This is a genomic window from Pseudorhodoplanes sp. (genome assembly GCF_035565795.1).
Taxonomy (GTDB): Bacteria; Pseudomonadota; Alphaproteobacteria; order Rhizobiales; family Xanthobacteraceae; genus Pseudorhodoplanes.
Map to the genome: position 1 here is coordinate 1 of NZ_DATMRV010000224.1, position 17827 is coordinate 17827.

General features: G+C 63.2%; 19 protein-coding genes. 7 read left to right on the plus strand and 12 right to left on the minus strand.

All coding sequences use genetic code 11. The features are described 5' to 3' along the window. The coding region (locus tag VNZ93_RS19790; protein ID WP_325709264.1) for a glutathione S-transferase family protein at nucleotides 1–578 on the minus strand (578 nt) is incomplete at its 3' end. A gap of 345 nt (nucleotides 579–923) precedes the next feature. On the opposite strand from VNZ93_RS19790, the gene VNZ93_RS19795 reads away from it, so the two are divergent. Beyond that, nucleotides 924–1295, plus strand: a complete 372-nt coding sequence (locus VNZ93_RS19795) for a hypothetical protein (protein WP_325709178.1) — start codon at nucleotides 924–926, stop codon at nucleotides 1293–1295. Nucleotides 1296–2385: 1090 nt separating this feature from the next. Here VNZ93_RS19795 and VNZ93_RS19800 read toward each other — a convergent pair. From VNZ93_RS19800 to gatC, 5 genes are all read right to left on the minus strand, one after another. After that, entirely contained in the window at nucleotides 2386–3126 is a 741-nt protein-coding gene (locus VNZ93_RS19800) for a phosphatase PAP2 family protein (RefSeq protein WP_325709181.1), read from the minus strand. A 68-nt stretch (nucleotides 3127–3194) separates the two neighbouring features. Then, on the minus strand, nucleotides 3195–4664 hold the full coding sequence (gene gatB / locus VNZ93_RS19805) for an Asp-tRNA(Asn)/Glu-tRNA(Gln) amidotransferase subunit GatB (RefSeq protein ID WP_325709184.1): 1470 nt from the start codon (nucleotides 4662–4664) through the stop codon (nucleotides 3195–3197). After that, entirely contained in the window at nucleotides 4664–6139 is a 1476-nt protein-coding gene (gene gatA, locus VNZ93_RS19810) for an Asp-tRNA(Asn)/Glu-tRNA(Gln) amidotransferase subunit GatA (RefSeq protein ID WP_325709187.1), read from the minus strand. Before gatA ends, gatB begins: the two co-directional genes overlap by 1 nt. Next, on the minus strand, nucleotides 6136–6366 hold the full coding sequence (locus VNZ93_RS19815) for a hypothetical protein (RefSeq protein ID WP_325709190.1): 231 nt from the start codon (nucleotides 6364–6366) through the stop codon (nucleotides 6136–6138). The genes gatA and VNZ93_RS19815 overlap by 4 nt, the downstream gene beginning before the upstream one ends. A gap of 13 nt (nucleotides 6367–6379) precedes the next feature. Beyond that, entirely contained in the window at nucleotides 6380–6667 is a 288-nt protein-coding gene (gatC, locus tag VNZ93_RS19820; RefSeq protein ID WP_325709193.1) for an Asp-tRNA(Asn)/Glu-tRNA(Gln) amidotransferase subunit GatC, read from the minus strand. Between the two features lie 141 nt (nucleotides 6668–6808). Here gatC and VNZ93_RS19825 point away from each other — a divergent pair, with 141 nt between their 5' ends. Beyond that, complete coding sequence (locus tag VNZ93_RS19825) at nucleotides 6809–7570, plus strand: hypothetical protein (protein ID WP_325709196.1); 762 nt, start codon at nucleotides 6809–6811, stop codon at nucleotides 7568–7570. A 31-nt stretch (nucleotides 7571–7601) separates the two neighbouring features. Here the strand turns inward: VNZ93_RS19825 and VNZ93_RS19830 are convergent, their stop codons facing one another. Further along, the gene (locus VNZ93_RS19830; protein ID WP_325709201.1) at nucleotides 7602–8294 is read right to left on the minus strand and encodes a haloacid dehalogenase type II; all 693 of its coding nucleotides are present in this window, start codon (nucleotides 8292–8294) and stop codon (nucleotides 7602–7604) included. 185 nt (nucleotides 8295–8479) lie between these two features. Between VNZ93_RS19830 and VNZ93_RS19835 the strand changes: the two genes are divergently transcribed. The 4 genes from VNZ93_RS19835 to VNZ93_RS19850 all read left to right on the plus strand — a co-directional run bounded on the left by VNZ93_RS19835 (nucleotide 8480) and on the right by VNZ93_RS19850 (nucleotide 12544). Further along, a complete protein-coding gene (locus tag VNZ93_RS19835; protein ID WP_325709203.1) occupies nucleotides 8480–9502 on the plus strand; it encodes a PAS domain-containing protein in 1023 nt (340 codons plus the stop codon). 234 nt (nucleotides 9503–9736) lie between these two features. Further along, the gene (locus VNZ93_RS19840) at nucleotides 9737–9898 is read left to right on the plus strand and encodes a DUF1127 domain-containing protein (RefSeq protein ID WP_325709206.1); all 162 of its coding nucleotides are present in this window, start codon (nucleotides 9737–9739) and stop codon (nucleotides 9896–9898) included. A 105-nt stretch (nucleotides 9899–10003) separates the two neighbouring features. Then, nucleotides 10004–11419: a methylenetetrahydrofolate--tRNA-(uracil(54)-C(5))-methyltransferase (FADH(2)-oxidizing) TrmFO gene (gene trmFO / locus VNZ93_RS19845; protein ID WP_325709209.1), complete on the plus strand. Its 1416-nt coding sequence runs from the start codon at nucleotides 10004–10006 to the stop codon at nucleotides 11417–11419. Nucleotides 11420–11470: 51 nt separating this feature from the next. After that, nucleotides 11471–12544 carry an AMP-binding enzyme gene (locus tag VNZ93_RS19850; RefSeq protein WP_325709212.1) on the plus strand — a complete coding sequence of 358 codons (1074 nt, stop codon included), beginning with the start codon at nucleotides 11471–11473 and terminating at the stop codon, nucleotides 12542–12544. A 1-nt stretch (nucleotide 12545) separates the two neighbouring features. Here the strand turns inward: VNZ93_RS19850 and VNZ93_RS19855 are convergent, their stop codons facing one another. The 5 genes from VNZ93_RS19855 to yajC form a co-directional block, all read right to left on the minus strand. Continuing rightward, entirely contained in the window at nucleotides 12546–13241 is a 696-nt protein-coding gene (locus tag VNZ93_RS19855; RefSeq protein ID WP_325709216.1) for a phytoene/squalene synthase family protein, read from the minus strand. 17 nt (nucleotides 13242–13258) lie between these two features. Further along, a complete protein-coding gene (locus VNZ93_RS19860; RefSeq protein ID WP_325709267.1) occupies nucleotides 13259–13648 on the minus strand; it encodes an Mth938-like domain-containing protein in 390 nt (129 codons plus the stop codon). Next, entirely contained in the window at nucleotides 13645–14607 is a 963-nt protein-coding gene (secF, locus tag VNZ93_RS19865) for a protein translocase subunit SecF (protein ID WP_325709270.1), read from the minus strand. The genes VNZ93_RS19860 and secF overlap by 4 nt, the downstream gene beginning before the upstream one ends. A 66-nt stretch (nucleotides 14608–14673) precedes the next feature. Continuing rightward, nucleotides 14674–16281 (minus strand): protein translocase subunit SecD, encoded by a 1608-nt coding sequence (gene secD, locus VNZ93_RS19870; RefSeq protein WP_325709219.1) that lies wholly within the window; start codon nucleotides 16279–16281, stop codon nucleotides 14674–14676. Between the two features lie 70 nt (nucleotides 16282–16351). Next, on the minus strand, nucleotides 16352–16684 hold the full coding sequence (yajC, locus tag VNZ93_RS19875) for a preprotein translocase subunit YajC (protein ID WP_325709222.1): 333 nt from the start codon (nucleotides 16682–16684) through the stop codon (nucleotides 16352–16354). A 202-nt stretch (nucleotides 16685–16886) separates the two neighbouring features. On the opposite strand from yajC, the gene VNZ93_RS19880 reads away from it, so the two are divergent. Beyond that, complete coding sequence (locus VNZ93_RS19880; RefSeq protein ID WP_325709225.1) at nucleotides 16887–17825, plus strand: ATP-binding protein; 939 nt, start codon at nucleotides 16887–16889, stop codon at nucleotides 17823–17825. Nucleotides 17826–17827: the final 2 nt, after the last annotated feature.

A 17827-nucleotide genomic window follows, 5' to 3' on the forward strand; every position in this document is an offset into this window, starting at 1 on the left:
TGCGATGCTTCTTCGACACGAAGCTTCATGCCGCGTTCAACAGCCGGTCGCGCCATCAACGTCTCGAGCCATCGTTTGACGTGCGGGAATTCGTTGATGTCCAGCCCCTGCCGCTCCCAGCGCGACGCCCATCCGACACACGCGATATCGGCGATCGAATACTTGCCCGCCAGGAACGGCCGATCCTTCAACCGGATGTTCATGACACCGAACAAGCGGTGGACCTCGTTGGTGTAGCGATCGATCGCATAGGGCAGCTTCTCAGGTGCGTATATCCGGAAATGGTGCGCCTGCCCTGCCATCGGGCCGAGCCCCCCCATCTGCCAGAACAGCCATTGATCGACCTCCGTCCGGGCGCGCTCATCAGTCGGATAGAACTTGCCGGTCTTGCGTCCGAGATATTGCAGGATCGCGCCCGACTCGAAGACCGAGATCGGCCGCCCGCCAGGACCGTCGGGATCGACGATGGCCGGCATGCGGTTGTTAGGGGAGATCGCGAGGAATTCCGGCTTGAACTGGTCACCGGTCGAGATGTTCACCGGCTTCATTATGTAGGGAAGCCGGCACTCCTCCAGCATGATCGAAATCTTCCAGCCATTGGGTGTCGGCCAGTAATAGAGCTCGATCGGGCGCTGGCGCTTTGCCGACGCCACCTTCCGCTTTGCGGGCGGCGCCTTGCGCCTTGCGGCCACTCCGGCTTTCGGGGCCCGCCCCTTCGGCGGCGATTTCGGCTTCTTCGCTGTTCGTGTCTTCGACTTGGCCGGCTTGCGCGCCATCGCTGTCTCCTACATTCGCACGATCCAGGCAACGTCACCTAAGCCCGGGACATGCCCGCTGCAACCGGCTGGTCCATATGGACCGCCCTCACCGCAACGCATAGTCTCCCGTTTTGCACCTATCGCGGTGCAAGGTGGGAGTGAAGCATGAGCAAGGTCATAGTTGCGACGTTGATTGCGGCAGCATTGGCATTCGCGGGACTTCAGGGCGGCGGCGCAGTCGCGCAGACGACGCCCCCCGCAAAGGAAGCAACGGGTCAGAGCGACGCGAAGTCGAAGTCGACCGAGGATCGCAAGGCCAAGGCGGAAGAGCGCAAGGCCAAACGGGCCGAGGCCAAGAAGGAGCGCGCCGAGAAGAAAGCCAAGGCGTCAGCCGCTCGCGCCGCGGTCAGAGATCGCCAGAAGCAATGCGGCGCGGAATGGCGAGAGGCAAAGAAGGCCGGCAAGATCGAGAAGAACATGACCTGGCCGAAATTCTGGAGCGCGTGCAATACGCGCCTGAAGCCGAAAGCCGCCTGAATAGCCGGGTATGAACCGGCTAAGTCGCGTCAGGCTGCAGAAGTCTGGACGGCAAAGCCATGTCCGGAAAGACCGAGGGCGTCGGAGAGACCTGATATTGTCTCGCCGACGCCCTCCGTCGTTACATTGAAGCCGGCGATGCCTCGCCCGAAGTTGAATTCGCGCAGAACAGCGTCGCCGGCCATGTAACGTGGCACGAAAACGGATCGCGCTTACTTCCGCTTCTTAGCGCGCTTCGTCTTCTTAGCAGCCTTCTTGGCCACTGCCTTCTTACGTTTCGCCATTGTGCCCTCCAAGTTAGAGATGGCGCTATCGATTAAGTGCCGTCGCGAATCGACGTGCACGTGAACTCGATTACACCAGAACGCACGAAACAGCGACTCCACTTAACGAAACGTGTACTCCCGCGGGTCGCCGCGAGCGTCGATCGATGCATGACGGCGGCGCGCGCGCGTTCAGCACATCACCGGCGAGACGACGCTGACGATCGTCGCCGCGCCGAGATCGCGATGATTGATTTGCACCGATAAAATATGGGCAATTCGTGTGTCGTGAGTGTTCGAATGCGTTCGTTCTTCATCGACAGCACGAGTGCAGCGCCCGCAATTTCAGTGGTTGCGATGTCAAGCCGATTGTCCCGTTTACAATCACAAATTTTTTTTTGGGACGGCTCGGAAATGGGGCGCGCAGGCGGCGGATTCGATCGCGAATCGAACGAATCGGTCATCTCGATTCGGCGTTGACGCATTCACCCGTCGCGTCACGCGCTCCATTCCGAAGCTTGCGCACGACTTTGAACGGCGTCGGCGTATCGTTCGCACTGCAACGATTGTCGTCTCGCGCGCATTCGCGCACGCTCAATCACTCATCGAGCATACTGCATTGCCCCAAAACGGGACGGGTTGATGGGCGGATTGTTGCGAGCGCATCTCAACGACGCCCGATGCAACACGACGCGGATTCTGTTCGCGTCAAATTTCGCTGACGGGGTCGGTCAAAGGCCGAGCTGCGCTCGCAAAAGTCAGTTCACGGCCATTGAGGCGACAGCGTCGAGATGAAAACGCGTCCCGTCAGCGAAGATGAGAACGTCTCAGCGCGCCGAGGACGACGCTGCGTTGATCGAAAGGCCGAGTCCCTTCCGCAATTCCGTCTTCGCGGCCTCCAGTTCCGTTCGGAACTGTTCGCTTTGCAACAATGCTGCAGCGATGGCGGTTGCGGCCATGCGGCCACCTTCGAGATCGGTCGGGAAGTGAACACCGGTGACCACGCGGTTGGTCCCGTACTCGTAGCCGCGCTCATAGAGAGCGGTCGCTTTCTCCGGCAGCATGTTGGCGAGAATGATCGCGCTCAGATAGCCGAAGATCGCGTGACCGCTCGGATAGGACCCCGGCGCCTTCGGCAACTCACCGACCGGCTGGACGTCCTTGCTCACGACGTAAGGACGCGGGCGGTCCCACACATCCTTGCTGGAGAGAACGAGGATGCGGGAGTCGTTGAACATCCGCTTGAAGAAGGCGTCCACCTGCGGATAGCGCGCGGCGGAGAAGTCCGGACCGACGACATCAGCGAAGCGGTAGATCGAGAGCGGATTGTCAGCCACGGCCCGCTCGACCTGGGCCGGCGTGCGCGTCTTCTGAACCTCCAGCACGGTCGCAAGATCGCGCTTCTGGGTTTCCGAATTCGGGTCGGGGGCCGGAGCCAGCAGCTTGCCGAGATCAAGCTGCCCCGGTTTTACGAAGATGAAGTTGCCGTATTTGCTGTCGGCGGCGTGGGCTCCAAGCGTTGTCGCGACGACAAGTGAAAGCGCAAGCAGACAGCGGCGGGTAAGCATGGTGACCTCGTCAATTTCAAAACGCACATAGCGATGAGAACGAAAGCCTATCGCTACCGCGCGCAGTCTCAAAGACCGAGTTTGGCTTTCAGGATTTCGTTCACAGCTTGCGGATTGGCCTTGCCGCCGGACGACTTCATCACCTGACCGACAAACCAGCCGATCGCTTTCGGGTTGGTCTTCGCATCCGCAACCTTGTCGGGATTCGCAGCCACGATCTCATCGACCACTTTCTCGATCGCACCCGTATCGGTGACCTGCTTCATCCCCCGCGCCTCGACGATGCCGCGCGGATCACCGCCCTCGGCCCACACGATCTCGAACAGATCCTTGGCGATCTTGCCTGAAATCGTCTTTTCCGAGATCAGGTCGAGGATCGTCCCGAGTTGCGCGGCGGAAACCGGCGACGCGCCGATGTCCCTGCCCTCCTTGTTCAGGCGGCCGGCGAGTTCGTTGATCACCCAGTTCGCGGCGGATTTCGCATCGCGGCCCTTTGCGACCGCCTCGAAATAGTCCGCCGTCTCCTTCTCGGCGATCAGGACGCCGGCGTCATAGGGCGGCAGACCGTACGACGCAATGAACCGATCCTTCTTCTCGTCCGGAAGCTCCGGAAGATTCGCCCGCAGCGCATCGACATAGGCGTCGTCGAATTCGAGCGGCAGCAGGTCCGGATCGGGGAAGTAACGATAGTCATGCGCCTCTTCCTTGGAGCGCATCGAACGGGTTTCGCCCTTGTTCGGGTCGAACAGGCGCGTTTCCTGGTCGATCGTGCCGCCGTCCTCGATGATCTCGATCTGGCGCCGCGCCTCGTATTCGATAGCCTGGCCGATGAAACGGATCGAGTTGACGTTCTTGATCTCACAGCGCGTGCCGTAGGGCTCACCGGGCCGCCGCACCGATACGTTGACGTCGGCGCGGAGGTTGCCCTTCTCCATGTCGCCATCGCATGTGCCGAGGTAACGGAGGATGGAGCGCAGCTTGCTGACATAGGCCTTCGCCTGCTCCGACGAGCGGATGTCCGGCTTCGAGACGATCTCCATCAGCGCGACGCCGGAGCGATTGAGATCGACCAGCGAAAGCGTCGGATGCTGGTCGTGGATGCTTTTTCCAGCGTCCTGCTCGAGATGGACGCGCTCGATGCCGACATTGATGCTGCTGCCGTCTGGCAAATCGACGCCGACCACCCCCTCGCCCACGATCGGCGACTTGTACTGGCTGATCTGGTAGCCTTGCGGCAGGTCCGGATAGAAATAGTTCTTCCGGTCGAACACCGACCTGTTGTTGATCACGGCCTTCAACCCGAGACCGGTGCGGATTGCCTGCCGCACGCACTCCTCGTTGATCACCGGCAACATTCCCGGCATTGCGGCATCGACCAGCGACACATGCGAGTTCGGCTCGCCGCCGAACGCCGTCGACGCGCCGGAGAACAGTTTCGATTCCGAGGTGACCTGAGCATGGACCTCCATGCCGATCACGACTTCCCAGTCCCCGGTCACGCCGCGGATGAGGTTCGGATTCTTCGCAGGAGCAGCCATCACCACCACGCCTCGACCGGGTAAGTCCCGGCCGCCTGCTCGATCACCGCGCCGAGCGAGAACAACGTCGCCTCGTCGAACGGCCGTCCGATCAGTTGCAATCCGAGCGGCAGTCCTTCGGACGACAGGCCGGCCGGGACAGAGATGCCCGGCAACCCCGCCATGTTGACCGTGACCGTGAAGACGTCGTTGAGATACATCTCGATCGGATCCGCGCCGCCCTTTTCGCCGACGCCAAAGGCAGCGGATGGCGTTGCCGGCGTCAGGATCGCATCGACACCTGCAGCGAACACATCCTCGAAATCCTTCTTGATCAGCGTCCGCACCTTCTGCGCGCGAAGATAATAGGCATCGTAATAGCCGGCCGAGAGCACATAGGTGCCGATCATCACACGGCGGCGCACCTCCGCGCCGAAGCCCGCAGCGCGCGTCGCTTCATACATGCCGACGATGTCGCGCCCCTGTTCGCGCAGGCCGTAGCGGACGCCGTCATAGCGCGCGAGGTTGGACGAGGCTTCCGCCGGCGCCACGATGTAATAGGCCGGCAGCGCGTATTTCGTATGCGGTAGCGAGATCTCGACCATCTCGGCGCCGGCATTCTTCAGCCAGGCTGCGCCCTGCTCCCACAGCTTCTCGATCTCGGACGGCATGCCGTCGATCCGATACTCCTTCGGGATGCCGATGCGCATGCCCTTCACCGACTTGCCGACCGCCGCCTCATAGTCCGGCACCGGCAGATCGGCGCTGGTGGTGTCCTTCGGGTCATGGCCCGCCATCGAGCGCAAGAGGATCGCGTTGTCACGGACGGTCCGCGTGAACGGCCCCGCCTGATCGAGCGATGACGCGAAGGCGACGATGCCCCAGCGCGAGCAGCGGCCATAGGTCGGCTTGATGCCGACGATACCGGTGAACGCCGCCGGCTGGCGGATCGAACCACCAGTGTCGGTGCCGGTGGCGGCAAGGCACAGGCGCGCCGCCACGGCCGCCGCCGAACCACCGGACGATCCGCCCGGTACGAGCGGGGTGTTCGAACCCTTTCGACGCCAGGGCGAGATGACCGCGCCGAGTGCCGAGGTCTCGTTGGACGAGCCCATGGCGAATTCGTCGTTGTTGGTCTTGCCGAGCATCACCGCGCCGTCGCGCCAGAGTTGGGAGGTGACCGTCGACTCATAGGTCGGAACGAAATTGCCGAGGATCTTCGAGCACGCCGTCGTCCGTACGTCCTTCGTACAGAACAGATCCTTCACGCCGATCGGAATGCCCTCCAGCGGCCCGGCATCGCCGGACGCGATGCGCGCGTCGGACTCTCTGGCCCGCTGCCGCGCATGATCCGGCGTTTCCAACACATAGGCGTTGAGCGCGCGCGCCTTCTCGACCGCGGCAATATGCGCCTCGGTCAGTTCGGATGCGCTGAAGCTTTTTGTTTTCAGTCCGTCACGCGCCGCGGCGATCGTGAGGTTGGTGAGATCGCTCATGCGTCGGGACTATCGCAGGCAAAGGCCGCAGCCGTTGTCTCTGGCGCCTTCTGACGGACGACCTTGGTGCCATCCGGCTCCTCGACCACCTCGATCTCGCCGGGCAGCGGCAATCCGAGGGTGCGCAGGTCCTCTTCGCTGTGTCCCTCCGGCATCTCGCCCTTGGCGATCTGCTGGAGCAACTGCCAGCGGTAATACATGTCGGCTTCTTCGCAGGCGAGACACATGACTCGACAACCTTCACTCGACGACCTTGGGGACGACGAAATACGGCCCCTCGGTCAGCGGCGCATTCCGCAGAATGTCGTCCGCGATCCCGCCATCGGTCACCTGATCGACGCGCTTCTTCATCACCATGGGGGTCACCGACGTCATCGGCTCGACGCCATCGACGTTGACTTCCGCGAGTTGCTCCACGAAGGCGAGGATCGCGTTGATCTCACCGCGCAGGTGTTCCACCTCCCCGTCGGCAACCGCGATTCGGGATAGATGGGCAATCCGGCGAACGGTCGCCGCGTCGACCGACATTAGATGACTCCGTTGGGATTTTCTGGAACCGAGCTATAGCAGAGGCCCGTTTGCGCAAGCAACGGAGGCGCCCGGCCCGTTGGGACAGGGCGCGATTGCAGCTAGTCTACCGATCCGCAATTTTAACGCCAGGAAGCCCGAATGTACCCCCGTCTCGTCGCGACCCTCGCCGCGGCCCTGTGTCTGATCGCGGCGCCGGCGGGCGCGGAAATGGACCAGAAGAAACTCGCCGCCGCGCAGAAGGCGGCCGCTGACTTCGTCAAGCTTGCGGGCAATTCGACCAAGACCGGAAAGCCGCCGCGCGAATCCGACCCTGCCGCCAAGGCGCTGCTGGATGTCGTGCTCGATACCAGCGCGATGACCTCGCCGGAATTCTCCGACATCCCGCGGATCACCCAGTGGCTCGCCAATGCCGACAAGGTCGGGCTGGTCTACATGATGGCCGGAACCGGAACGAGCAATCTGGCGAACGCGCGCAACCCGAAAATTGGCGACCGCATCGGGAAGAACATCGCCGAGTTCCAGAACGAGTATGGCCGCTTCGTGGATTTTCAACTCGCCCTGTCCGGTTTCACGCTCGACGCCATACGCGCAAAAATGGCATCGGCCTCCGACAAGGAGCGCAAGGACCCGAAATTCCAGGGCGGCTTCATGCAAGTCTCGAGCGGTATCGTGCAGACTGTCGCAGGTACGATCAGCACCTTTACCGCGGAAGGCATCACTGACGAGTGGCGCCGCGCGCGGATGGCGCAGCTGAATGCGCTCGCGCCGAAGATCGCGGAGAGTCTGCCGAAACCGATGCGCGACAAGCTCGGCGAAATGACTCGCGAGATCGGAGGACAGCTCTCCGATCCGCAGATCAGGGACAGTGTCGCCTCACTCGCGGACAGCATCGTCAAGTAAGCGCCGTCTCCGAACCGTGAGTCGGCCGCGACTACGCCAGCTTGCGCGCGAGATCGATGAAGTCGCTCGCTGCTATGTCGACCGGTACGGTGGGCCGCGGCTCGCCTGTCCCGGGGCCGTATTCATCGGGCCGCGCAACATGCGCGGTCCGCAAGCCGCGCGCCGCGGCGGCGGCGAGATCGGAACTGTGCGCGGCGACCATCATGCATTGCTCGGGCGCGAGATCGAGCGCTGCGCAGGACGCATCGTAAACCTGCGGCTTCGGCTTGTAGTCACCGGCAATCTCAGCGCCGAGGATGGCGTCCCAGCGAAAGTCGTTGTGCCGCGCCAGCCGCACCATCAACCCGATATTTCCGTTGGAGACAGGCGCCAGCAGGAAGCGCTTGCGCAGCAGCGAAAGCCCCTCCGGCACATCGGGCCAGGCCGGGAGACGATGCCAGGCCGTATTCAGCGCGCGGCATGTGTCCTCATCCAGGTCCGACAATCCGAAGCGCGGCCGGATCCGATCGAGATTGCGCCTGTGCAGAACATCGAGCTTGCTGAAAGCAAGCCGCCCCGCCCGCACCTCTTCCATCGATGGCTGATATTCGGCGCGCCATGCATCGGCGAAGGCGATCCAGTCGAGCGAATACCCCCGAGGCGCCAGAAGCTCTTCGCTTTCGCGCGCAATTCCGCGGCGCCAGTCGACGACCGTCCCGAACATGTCGAAAAACAGCGCCTGCATACCCGTCATTCTCAAGTCACCGTTGAATTTCGTGCCTCAGGCAACATTTTCGTAGCGGGGCCGGGCGGAACTTTTACGCACAATTTTTACGCAAAAGCGATTGCAGGCACAAATTTTTTCGATGATACTCTGCGGGAACCGGAAATTTCGATCATGCCAGGACTACCCGACTTGTGGAGGGTGCAATGGTAATGTCGTCCGATGATCCCGGCTCTCAGGAGGCTTTTCGTCTTCTCGAAAAGAAGACTGAAGCCGGTGTCTGGAGCCTCGACTTCACGACCCGCAAGATGGCGTGGTCAAGCGGATTTTACGAACTTCTTGGCCTTGCCTCCGGGTCGGTTGAACCATCCTACGAAGCGATCATCGAGCTGATGCATCCCGACGATCGACGACCTTCGGGTGAGTTCGACCGAATCGTGAGGGAAGGATTACCGCTTGACCGGGAATTCCGGATCATACGGCCGAACGGCAAGCTCCGCTGGCTCTCCAACCGGAGTGAGGTGAATCTCGACAAGACCGGCAAGCCTGTCCGCGCGTACGGGGTGCTGCTTGACGTCACCCCGCAACGCGAAATGGCGCTCGCGAGGGAAGCGTCGGATTCGCGCTTCCGTGCGCTCGTCACCGCCACCGGCGCGTTCATCTGGACGGCCGATGCGGAGGGGCGGATTCTCGACATTCGCAACTGGCGTGAATTGCGTGGACAGAATCCGACCGACATCCTGGGCTCGCGCTGGATCGACCTCGTACATCCCGATGATCGCGCCCACACGATGCAGGCCTGGACGGACGCGCTCGTCACAAAGCGCGAATACTCGGTGGAGCACAGGATCGAGCAGCCCGACGGCGAATACCGATGGATGATGTCCCGCGCGGCGCCCATCCTTTTTGAATCGGGAACGGTGCGCGAATGGGTCGGCATCTCCACCGATATTCAGGACCGAAAGGTGTGGCCGACAACCATCGACACCGAAAAGGCAGTGCTGACCGGCGCGCAGCTGCGGTCGGCCCGCGGCGTGCTCAACTGGTCCGTGCGCGAACTCTCTCTGGCGGCGGCGGTGTCGAGTTCGACCATCCGGAGACTTGAGGAAATGGACGGGCCGCCTCCGGGGCGAGAAGATTCGCTCGCCCCGTTGCAGGCGGCACTTGAAGCGGCTGGTGTCGAGTTCCTGTTCCCGCCGACCGGGAAGCCGGGCGTCCGCCCCCGCTAACGATCCTCGCCAAGCCGTTACCTATGCAAATCTGTGACGCCATGGCGTCCGGTATCGGGCTGTTAGGCCCCGCATAGGCTCGGATTTCATTAAAATTTAACGAAATATGACTGGCATTATGCATATCCCGCATAGCTGCGCCGCAACATAAAATCTGTTGCGTCGCACCATGGCGCACTATCTTGTTGTCAGAATCAGTACCGGTTCTTCTGATCTTTCAAAGGGATGCCAGCCATGTTCCTCTCCCACTTCGTCCGCTTTCTGCGCCAGTGGCGCGCTTATGGGAACAGCCTTCAGGAGCTGTCCCGCCTCGGTGATCGCGAGCTCGCGGACATCGGAATCTCCCGTTCGGATATCCCGCGTATCGCCTGGGAAAGCGCCGAGCGCACGGCCTGATTGAATTCCTCAATTGAGGCAATCGAGAACGCCCGCATCCAGCGGGCGTTTTCGTTGTGTCGCTATGTGATTGCCCGCGCGCTCGCCATCGCATAGGCAGGCACGATGTCGCGTATCGATCCAGTTCACGTCGTCGGCGGAGGCCTCGCCGGTTCCGAAGCCGCCTGGCAGCTCGCGCAGGCCGGTGTCCCCGTCCTATTGCACGAGATGCGCCCGATCCGGCAGACCGCGGCACATCACACCGACAGCCTCGCCGAGCTCGTTTGTTCGAACTCCTTCCGCTCCGACGACCGCGAGACCAGCGCGATCGGTGTGCTGCACGAGGAGATGCGCCGACTCGGCTCGCTGATCATGCGTGCGGGCGATGCCAATCAGGTTCCGGCGGGCGGCGCGCTTGCGGTTGACCGCAACGGCTTTTCCGCAGCCGTGACACACGCGCTCGAGACGCATCCATTGATCCGGATCGAGCGTGGCGAAGTCGACGGGCTGCCCGATGAGCACTGGGACAGCGTGATCGTTGCGACCGGTCCCCTGACCTCGCCCGCTCTCGCGGACGCGATCCGCAACCTGACGGGCGAGACGTCGCTTGCCTTCTTCGATGCAATCGCGCCGATCGTGCATCGCGAGACCATCGACATGTCGGTCGCATGGCTCCAGTCGCGCTATGACAAGGCCGGTCCCGGCGGCTCGGGCGCCGACTACATCAACTGCCCGCTCGACCGCGCTCAATACGACGCCTTCATCGATGCGCTGCTGGCGGCGGAGAAAGTCTCGTTCCACGAATGGGAAGCCTCGACACCGTATTTCGACGGCTGCCTTCCGATCGAAGTCATGGCCGAGCGCGGCCGCGAGACATTGCGCCATGGACCGATGAAGCCGTTCGGTCTGACGAATCCGAACGCACCCGATCGCAAGCCCTATGCGGTGGTGCAGTTGCGCCAGGACAACAAGCTGGGCACGCTGTTCAACATGGTCGGCTTCCAGACCAAGCTGAAGCACGGCGAGCAGACGCGGCTGTTCCGCACCATTCCCGGTCTGGAGCAAGCCGAATTCGCGCGGCTCGGCGGACTGCACCGCAATACCTACCTGAACTCGCCGATCCTGCTCGATCCACATCTGCGGTTGCGAGCGATGCCGCGCCTGCGCTTCGCCGGCCAGATCACCGGCTGCGAAGGTTACGTGGAATCCGCAGCGATCGGCCTGCTTGCCGGCCGCTTTGCCGCGGCCGAGCGCCTCGGGACGGCAATCGTCGCGCCGCCACCGACAACCGCCCACGGCGCGCTGCTCGCGCATATCACCGGCGGCCATCTCGAGACCATCGATGCCGGACCGCGCAGCTTCCAGCCAATGAACATCAATTTCGGACTGTTCCCGCCTCTCGCGCAGACACCGAGCCGCTCCGAGACTGGAGAGCGGCTGCGCGGCCCGGCCAAGACCATCGCCAAGAAGCGTGCCCTCACCGCCCGCGCATTGTCCGACCTCGCCTTGTGGTCCGACGGGACAGTGACGGCCGCGGCATGACCTGCGCACCGCCCGCATGCTAGAAGCTGCCCGCGATCAGCAGCCCGACCGATGAACGATCAAGATTCCATTCCGCAAGAACTCGCCGGCCGCTTCCGAAGCCGGCTCGTGCTCAAACAGGACGTCTTCTCCACCGTCGAACGGGGCAGCTTCACGACGCCCGGTGGCGAGGTCGAAGCCGTGCTGCGGCGGATCGATCTCGTCCCGTGGTGGAGCTACGGCATCGCGCGCCACTTTCTGAAGCGGGAGGCACGCGGGCTCGCGATCGCAGGCTCACTTGGTATCGCTCCACCGCTCCTTTACCTCGGCAAACAGGCCCTGGTCCGCGGCTGGATCGACGGACTGCCGGTACACATCGCCCGACCTGAAGGCGATCTGAATTTCTTCCGCTCCGCCCGGCGCGCGCTTCGCGCCATCCATCGCGAAGGGCTGACGCACAATGACCTCGCCAAGGAGCAGAACTGGCTTCGAACGCCGACCGGTTACGCATCCCTGACCGACTTCCAGCTCGCGACGCACTTCTCACGACGCGGCCGGCTGTTCCGCATCGCGGCCTACGAAGACCTGCGGCACATGCTCAAGCACAAGCGCCGCTATGTACCGGACGCCCTCACCGCGACCGAGAAGCGCATCCTCGCGCGCAAGGCGTGGCCGACGCGGATCTGGATGGCGACCGGCAAGAAGGTCTATTACTGGATCACGCGCGGCATGCTGAATTTCACCGATCGCGAAGGCTCCGGCCCGCGCTTCGTCAATGACGCGCCGCAACTGACGGCGCGGCTCAAACAGTATGACGGCGTGAGCGATGCCGTGATCGTCGCCTTCCCTGACCGGCGCACTGGCACCGGCCTTTACGCTTTCGTCGAGGGCGACAGTCTCGCCGAGACCGACCTCGTCCGACACCTCGCGAATGATCCGAAACGCATCACCGCGCCGGAACGGCTTCAGGTGGTCGAGCGGCTGCCGCGTACCGGGAGCGGCGAGATCCGGACCGACATCCTGCAACTCGTGGCTATGAACCAGATCGATCTGATCGATCCGTTGCTCGCCAACGAGACCGAGAAGGAAGTCGTCGCGCGCATCGTCGCCGGACGCCAGAACCTGCGGGACCGCTACGCGTTCTGACCTAGACCCAGCGCGCGAGGTTTCCGGACGCACGCCACAGGATCCACTGCTTGCGCCATTGCGGCAAGCTGGCGCGGTCATCCACGGCAAGCGCGAGCGGCAGGAAAGCCGGCAGCACTGCGTCAGGCAGATTCGGAATGAGCGCGCGCGCCGCCGCCCGATGACGGTCGATCAGGACCCGCGCATCAAAAGCGCCCCTGTCCGGGGCGATCTGGCTTGCCGCCACGACCACGCCGGCATGATGCGCCGCAAGCCGCGTCGCCTCGTGAAGCGGCCCGCCGAGAACCCGCGCGGCCATCCCGATCACCGCCCCCGCCGTCTCCGAAGCCAGCAATTCGAATTCCGCTTCGGTGGTTTCTTCGTTCGCATACAGCCACCGCCGCCTCGCGTCGACGAGATCGAGCGCGATGCTTCCGGGTATCCCGTTGCGGCGCAGGAGCTCCACCATCGCGTCAGCAACGGGATGTCCGCTGGAGACCCCGTCGTCCGACGACAATGCGTCGTGCCACCATTGCAGCCTGATCTCGCCGGCGACCGGATCGCGGACACGATGCGCGACCGCTGCCGTCTCCAGATCGAATGCGTAGAGCGTGTGGAGATCGGGGCGCGACGCCGCGGGCGCAAACAGGGTCGCCAGAAACCGGTCCTTGTCGGCGTCACGGACCAGTGTTTCGCAATAATCGGCCTGCTGGGTCATGACGGGATTGCCAGCGCTCAGTCCACCGCAATCAGCGCGGCGGCGACCTTGCGACCTTCCTCGAGCAGGATGTTGTAGGTGTTGGCGGCCTGCCCGGTCCGGCTGGTCTCTGCCGAAATGCCGTGGCGCGCGAAGAGTTGCATGAGCTCGATCGGCAGCGGCCAGCGCGACCGCCCGGTCCCGATCAGCAACAGCCCGATCGCGTCCGCCTCGGCGAGGACTGGCGCCAATGTGTGCGCGTCAATGCCAGATGGCTCTGTCACCGGCCAGGCCCAGATCCCGCTCGGCAGCAACAGAAGCGAGCCGCGATGCGACATGCCGGCAAAGCGGAAGCCGCCGCGTCCGTAGGAGTCGATCGGCGCAGGCCGCGGAAAATGCGGAGGCTGATCCGGCCGGTCCAAGCTCAGCGCTTGGCTGTGGCGGGCTTGGCCGCGGCGGGTTTCGCCGCGCCGGCCTTGTCGGATGCAACTTCAGCCACGAATTCCTTCGGCGCAGGCTCGTCGGCCTCCTGCCGTCCATAGCCGACACCGAGATAGATCAGGATCGGCGCGGCGATGAAAATCGAGGTGTAGGTGCCGACCAGCACGACACCGAACAGCATCGTCGCGGTGAAGGCATGGATGGCGTGGCCGCCGAAGAAGAACAGCGCAAGCAACGCAAGCGTGACCGTGACGTGCGTGATCACGGAGCGCGACAGGGTCGAGTTGACCGAGATGTTCAGAAGGTCCGCGATCGACATGCGCTTATAGCGCCGCAGCATCTCGCGGATACGATCGTAGATCACGACCGTGTCGTTCAGCGAATAGCCGAGAATGGTCATCAGCGCGGCGATGCCGTTGAGATCGAAATCGATCTGCATCAATGACAGGAAGCCGATGGTGAGCACAAGGTCGTGCACGTTCGCGATCATGGCGCCCAGCGCGAACTGCCATTCGAACCGGAACCAGAGGTAGATAAAGATACCGATAATCGCGACCAGCAACCCGAAGATGCCGTAGGCCAGCAACTCGGTCGAAACGCGCGGGCCGACCACCTCGATGCGTCGCACGTCGATCTCATCGCCCAGTGCCGCACGCACCTTTTGCGCCGCCTGCTGTTGCGCCAGTTCGCCTCCCGGCTGCTGCGGGATGCGGATCAGCACGTCCGTCGGAGCCCCGAATTGCTGGAGCTGCGCTTCGCCGAGATTGAGCGAGCCCACGGCGCTGCGCATCTTCGCAAGATCGGCCGGACCGGACTTGGTCTGCACCTCCATCAACGTGCCGCCGACAAAGTCGACGCCCAGATTGAGGCCGTGGGTGAAGAACAGCAGCATCGCGACGATCGACAGAACGGCCGATATCGGGAAGCTGATGCGCCGGAAGCGCATGAAGTCGAATTTGGTGTCGTCCGGGACGATACGAAGAAGAGGAATGCGCACGGGCGTTCTCGAACCTCAGATCGGGACCGTACGCGGGCGCCACCAGCGCACCCACAGGGCCACCATCAATCGTGTCAGGGTGAAAGCGGTGAAAACGGTCGTCACGATGCCGATGCCGAGTGTCACAGCGAATCCGCGCACCGGGCCCGTGCCGATATAGAACAGGACGACGGCCGCGATGAAGGTCGTAATGTTGGAGTCGAGGATGGTCGCAAGCGCGCGCGTGAAGCCCGCGTCAAGCGCATTGAGCGCGGATCGGCCCGCCCTCACCTCTTCGCGGATACGCTCGTAGATCAGCACGTTCGAGTCGACCGCGATGCCGACGGTCAGCACGATGCCGCAGATGCCCGGCAATGTCAGCGTGGCATTGAGCAAAGACAGGATGCCGAAGATCATCGCGACGTTGATCGCCACGGCGATGTTGGCGAACAGGCCGAACAGGCCGTACGTCGCGAACATGAAGATGATGACCGCGAGCGAGCCGATCCAGGCCGCTCGCATGCCGTTGTCGATCGAGTCCTGGCCAAGGCCGGGGCCGACCGTGCGCTCTTCGATGATGGTCAGCGGCGCCGGAAGCGCGCCCGCGCGCAGGAGAATCGCGAGATCGTTCGCGGCCTGCACGGTGAAATTTCCGGAAATCTGTCCCGAGCCGCCGATGATCGGCTCGCGGATCACCGGCGCCGAAATCACCTCGTTGTCGAGCACGATGGCGAAGGGCCGTCCGACATTGGACTGCGTCGCTTCGGCAAAGCGCCGTGCGCCATTGTTGTTGAAGCGGAAATTGACGACCGGCTCGCTGGTGCGCTGGTCGAAGCCGGGCTGCGCATCGACGAGGTCTTCGCCCGAGACGACGACGCGCTTCTCGATCACATAGGGCTGACCGTTTTCGGACTTGCTGCCGCGCAGCAGTTCGGATTCAGGCGGAACCTTGCCCGCCTCCGCCTGATCCGGTGTCGTGGTCATGTCGACCATCCGGAAAGTCAGCTTGGCAGTCTTGCCGAGCAGATCCTTCAGGCGCTGCGGATCCTGAAGGCCCGGCACCTGGACCAGAACGCGATCGACGCCCTGGCGCTGGATCGAGGGCTCGACGGTGCCGAGCTCGTTGACGCGGCGCTCGATGATCTGGATCGACTGGTCGACCGACTGGCGGATGCGCTCGACAAGAGCGGGCTCGGTCACGGTCAGGCGGAACAATCCGCCGCCGGCATCGACCACATCGATGCTGCGCTGGCCGGTCGCCTGCAGCAGTCCACCAAGCGGCTGAGACAATTCCTGGAATTTCTGGAGAGCGAGCTTCTGATCGACGCCGTCGCGGACACGGAACTCGACGGTGTTGCCACGCACGGTCACCGCGGACGGGCTGCCGAGCCTGTTCTCCCGGACCACGCGCCGCACGTCGTCGCGCAGCGCCTCGACCTTTTCCTTGCGCACCGCGGCCGAGTCGACCTCAAGCAGGATGTGCGAGCCGCCCTGCAGATCGAGGCCGAGCACGATATGGCGCTGCGCCCATTTCGGCCACTTTTCGACCTGTTCCTTCGGGAAGAAGTTCGGAATCGCGAAGGAGCACACGATCAGCGTCGTCGCGATGATCGCCAGCATCTTCCAGCGGGAAATGTAAAGCATCGGCCTAGTCCGTGATCGCGTCCGTTATCGAGAGGATAGTCAGGCGCGCCCCTCTACGCCGGCAATGCCGCTACGCTTCGTCCTTAACCGGCTCGCCCTTGGCGCGCACATCGCTGACCATCTGGCGCACCTGCCGGACCTTGACGCCGTCCGCAAGCTCGATCTCGAGCTGGTCGTCGTCGATGACCTTGGTCACCTTGCCGATCAGACCGCCGGACGTCACGACGGTATCGCCGCGGCGAACGTTTTTCACCATCTCCTGATGCTGCTTCACGCGCTTCTGCTGCGGACGAAGGATCAGGAAATACATGATCACGAAAATCAGGACGAAAGGCAGCAGCGAAACCAGCATCGAATTGGCATCACCACCAGCAGCCTGCGCATAGGCGGGCGTAATCAGCATCGAACGGCCTCTTTGAGCGTGTCGTTCGGCGCGAACACCGCGCCCAAAACGGCGCGGACTATAGCGGCCGCCCGTCCAATTGCAACGTCATGGCCGCTTTAAGCCAAGATGCCGCAAGTCGGAAGCAAATCATTGGCCTTGCAGGCCTTTTTCGGTGCAGCTATGGGGTTCGGCAGGCCATTGCAAGAGGACGCGCCACCGCATGCGCAAAGCTAGGAAGCCCGCCACGAGCGCCCGGACGCGGACAGTCGCCAAGACCAAGCCCAGGATCAAGCCAAAGTCAGCGAATCCCTCGCCGGAGACCATCGAGCGCATCGCGGCGGCACTGGAGCGCCTGTCACCGCCCCCGCGGCCAAAGCCCGATTTCGGCGCCGCCGATGCCTTCATCTGGCACGCCGACGGCGGGGTGCTCGTGCCGGTGAAGCGGGTGAACCGCGTCGATCTCGGCCTTCTCAAAGGCATCGACCGGATGCGTGACACCCTGATCGAGAACACCGAACGGTTCGCGAACGGGTTGCCGGCGAACAACGCCCTGCTCTGGGGCGCGCGCGGCATGGGCAAGTCGTCCCTCGTCAAGGCCGCACATGCCAGCGTCAACGCGACCGCCCGCGAGCCGGGCCAGCTCAAGCTGATCGAGATCCACCGCGAGGATATCGAGAGCCTGCCGCTCCTCATGGCGATGCTGCGCGAGACGCCCTACCGCTTCATCGTGTTCTGCGACGACCTGTCCTTCGACGGCGACGACACGACCTACAAGTCGCTGAAGGCGGTCCTCGAAGGCGGCATCGAGGGCCGGCCGGAGAACGTGATTCTCTACGCCACCTCAAACCGCCGTCACCTGATGTCGCGCGACATGATGGAGAACGAACGCTCGACGGCGATCAATCCGGGCGAAGCGGTCGAGGAGAAGGTGTCGCTATCCGACCGCTTCGGGCTGTGGCTCGGCTTCCACAAATGCAGCCAGGACGAGTTCCTCGCGATGGTCGACGGCTATGTGAAGCATTTCCGCATTCCGACGGACCCGGACGAGTTGCGGCGCGAGGCGTTGGAATGGTCAACGACACGCGGCTCGCGATCCGGCCGCGTGGCGTGGCAATTCATCCAGGATTATGCGGGACGCAAGGGCGTCAGGCTCGCCTGAGG

Coding starts and splice junctions, on each gene's coding strand:
- VNZ93_RS19830 (WP_325709201.1), bottom strand. CDS start 8,294: ATGCAGGCGCTGTTTTTCGACATGTTCGGGACGGTCGTCGACTGGCGC.
- VNZ93_RS19815 (WP_325709190.1), bottom strand. CDS start 6,366: ATGTGTCTCGCCTGCGAAGAAGCCGACATGTATTACCGCTGGCAGTTG.
- VNZ93_RS19800 (WP_325709181.1), bottom strand. CDS start 3,126: ATGCTTACCCGCCGCTGTCTGCTTGCGCTTTCACTTGTCGTCGCGACA.
- VNZ93_RS19840 (WP_325709206.1), top strand. CDS start 9,737: ATGTTCCTCTCCCACTTCGTCCGCTTTCTGCGCCAGTGGCGCGCTTAT.
- VNZ93_RS19880 (WP_325709225.1), top strand. CDS start 16,887: ATGCGCAAAGCTAGGAAGCCCGCCACGAGCGCCCGGACGCGGACAGTC.
- gatA (WP_325709187.1), bottom strand. CDS start 6,139: ATGAGCGATCTCACCAACCTCACGATCGCCGCGGCGCGTGACGGACTG.
- secF (WP_325709270.1), bottom strand. CDS start 14,607: ATGCGCTTCCGGCGCATCAGCTTCCCGATATCGGCCGTTCTGTCGATC.
- gatB (WP_325709184.1), bottom strand. CDS start 4,664: ATGGCTGCTCCTGCGAAGAATCCGAACCTCATCCGCGGCGTGACCGGG.
- trmFO (WP_325709209.1), top strand. CDS start 10,004: ATGTCGCGTATCGATCCAGTTCACGTCGTCGGCGGAGGCCTCGCCGGT.
- yajC (WP_325709222.1), bottom strand. CDS start 16,684: ATGCTGATTACGCCCGCCTATGCGCAGGCTGCTGGTGGTGATGCCAAT.
- VNZ93_RS19835 (WP_325709203.1), top strand. CDS start 8,480: ATGGTAATGTCGTCCGATGATCCCGGCTCTCAGGAGGCTTTTCGTCTT.
- VNZ93_RS19850 (WP_325709212.1), top strand. CDS start 11,471: ATGAACGATCAAGATTCCATTCCGCAAGAACTCGCCGGCCGCTTCCGA.
- VNZ93_RS19825 (WP_325709196.1), top strand. CDS start 6,809: ATGTACCCCCGTCTCGTCGCGACCCTCGCCGCGGCCCTGTGTCTGATC.
- VNZ93_RS19795 (WP_325709178.1), top strand. CDS start 924: ATGAGCAAGGTCATAGTTGCGACGTTGATTGCGGCAGCATTGGCATTC.
- gatC (WP_325709193.1), bottom strand. CDS start 6,667: ATGTCGGTCGACGCGGCGACCGTTCGCCGGATTGCCCATCTATCCCGA.
- secD (WP_325709219.1), bottom strand. CDS start 16,281: ATGCTTTACATTTCCCGCTGGAAGATGCTGGCGATCATCGCGACGACG.
- VNZ93_RS19855 (WP_325709216.1), bottom strand. CDS start 13,241: ATGACCCAGCAGGCCGATTATTGCGAAACACTGGTCCGTGACGCCGAC.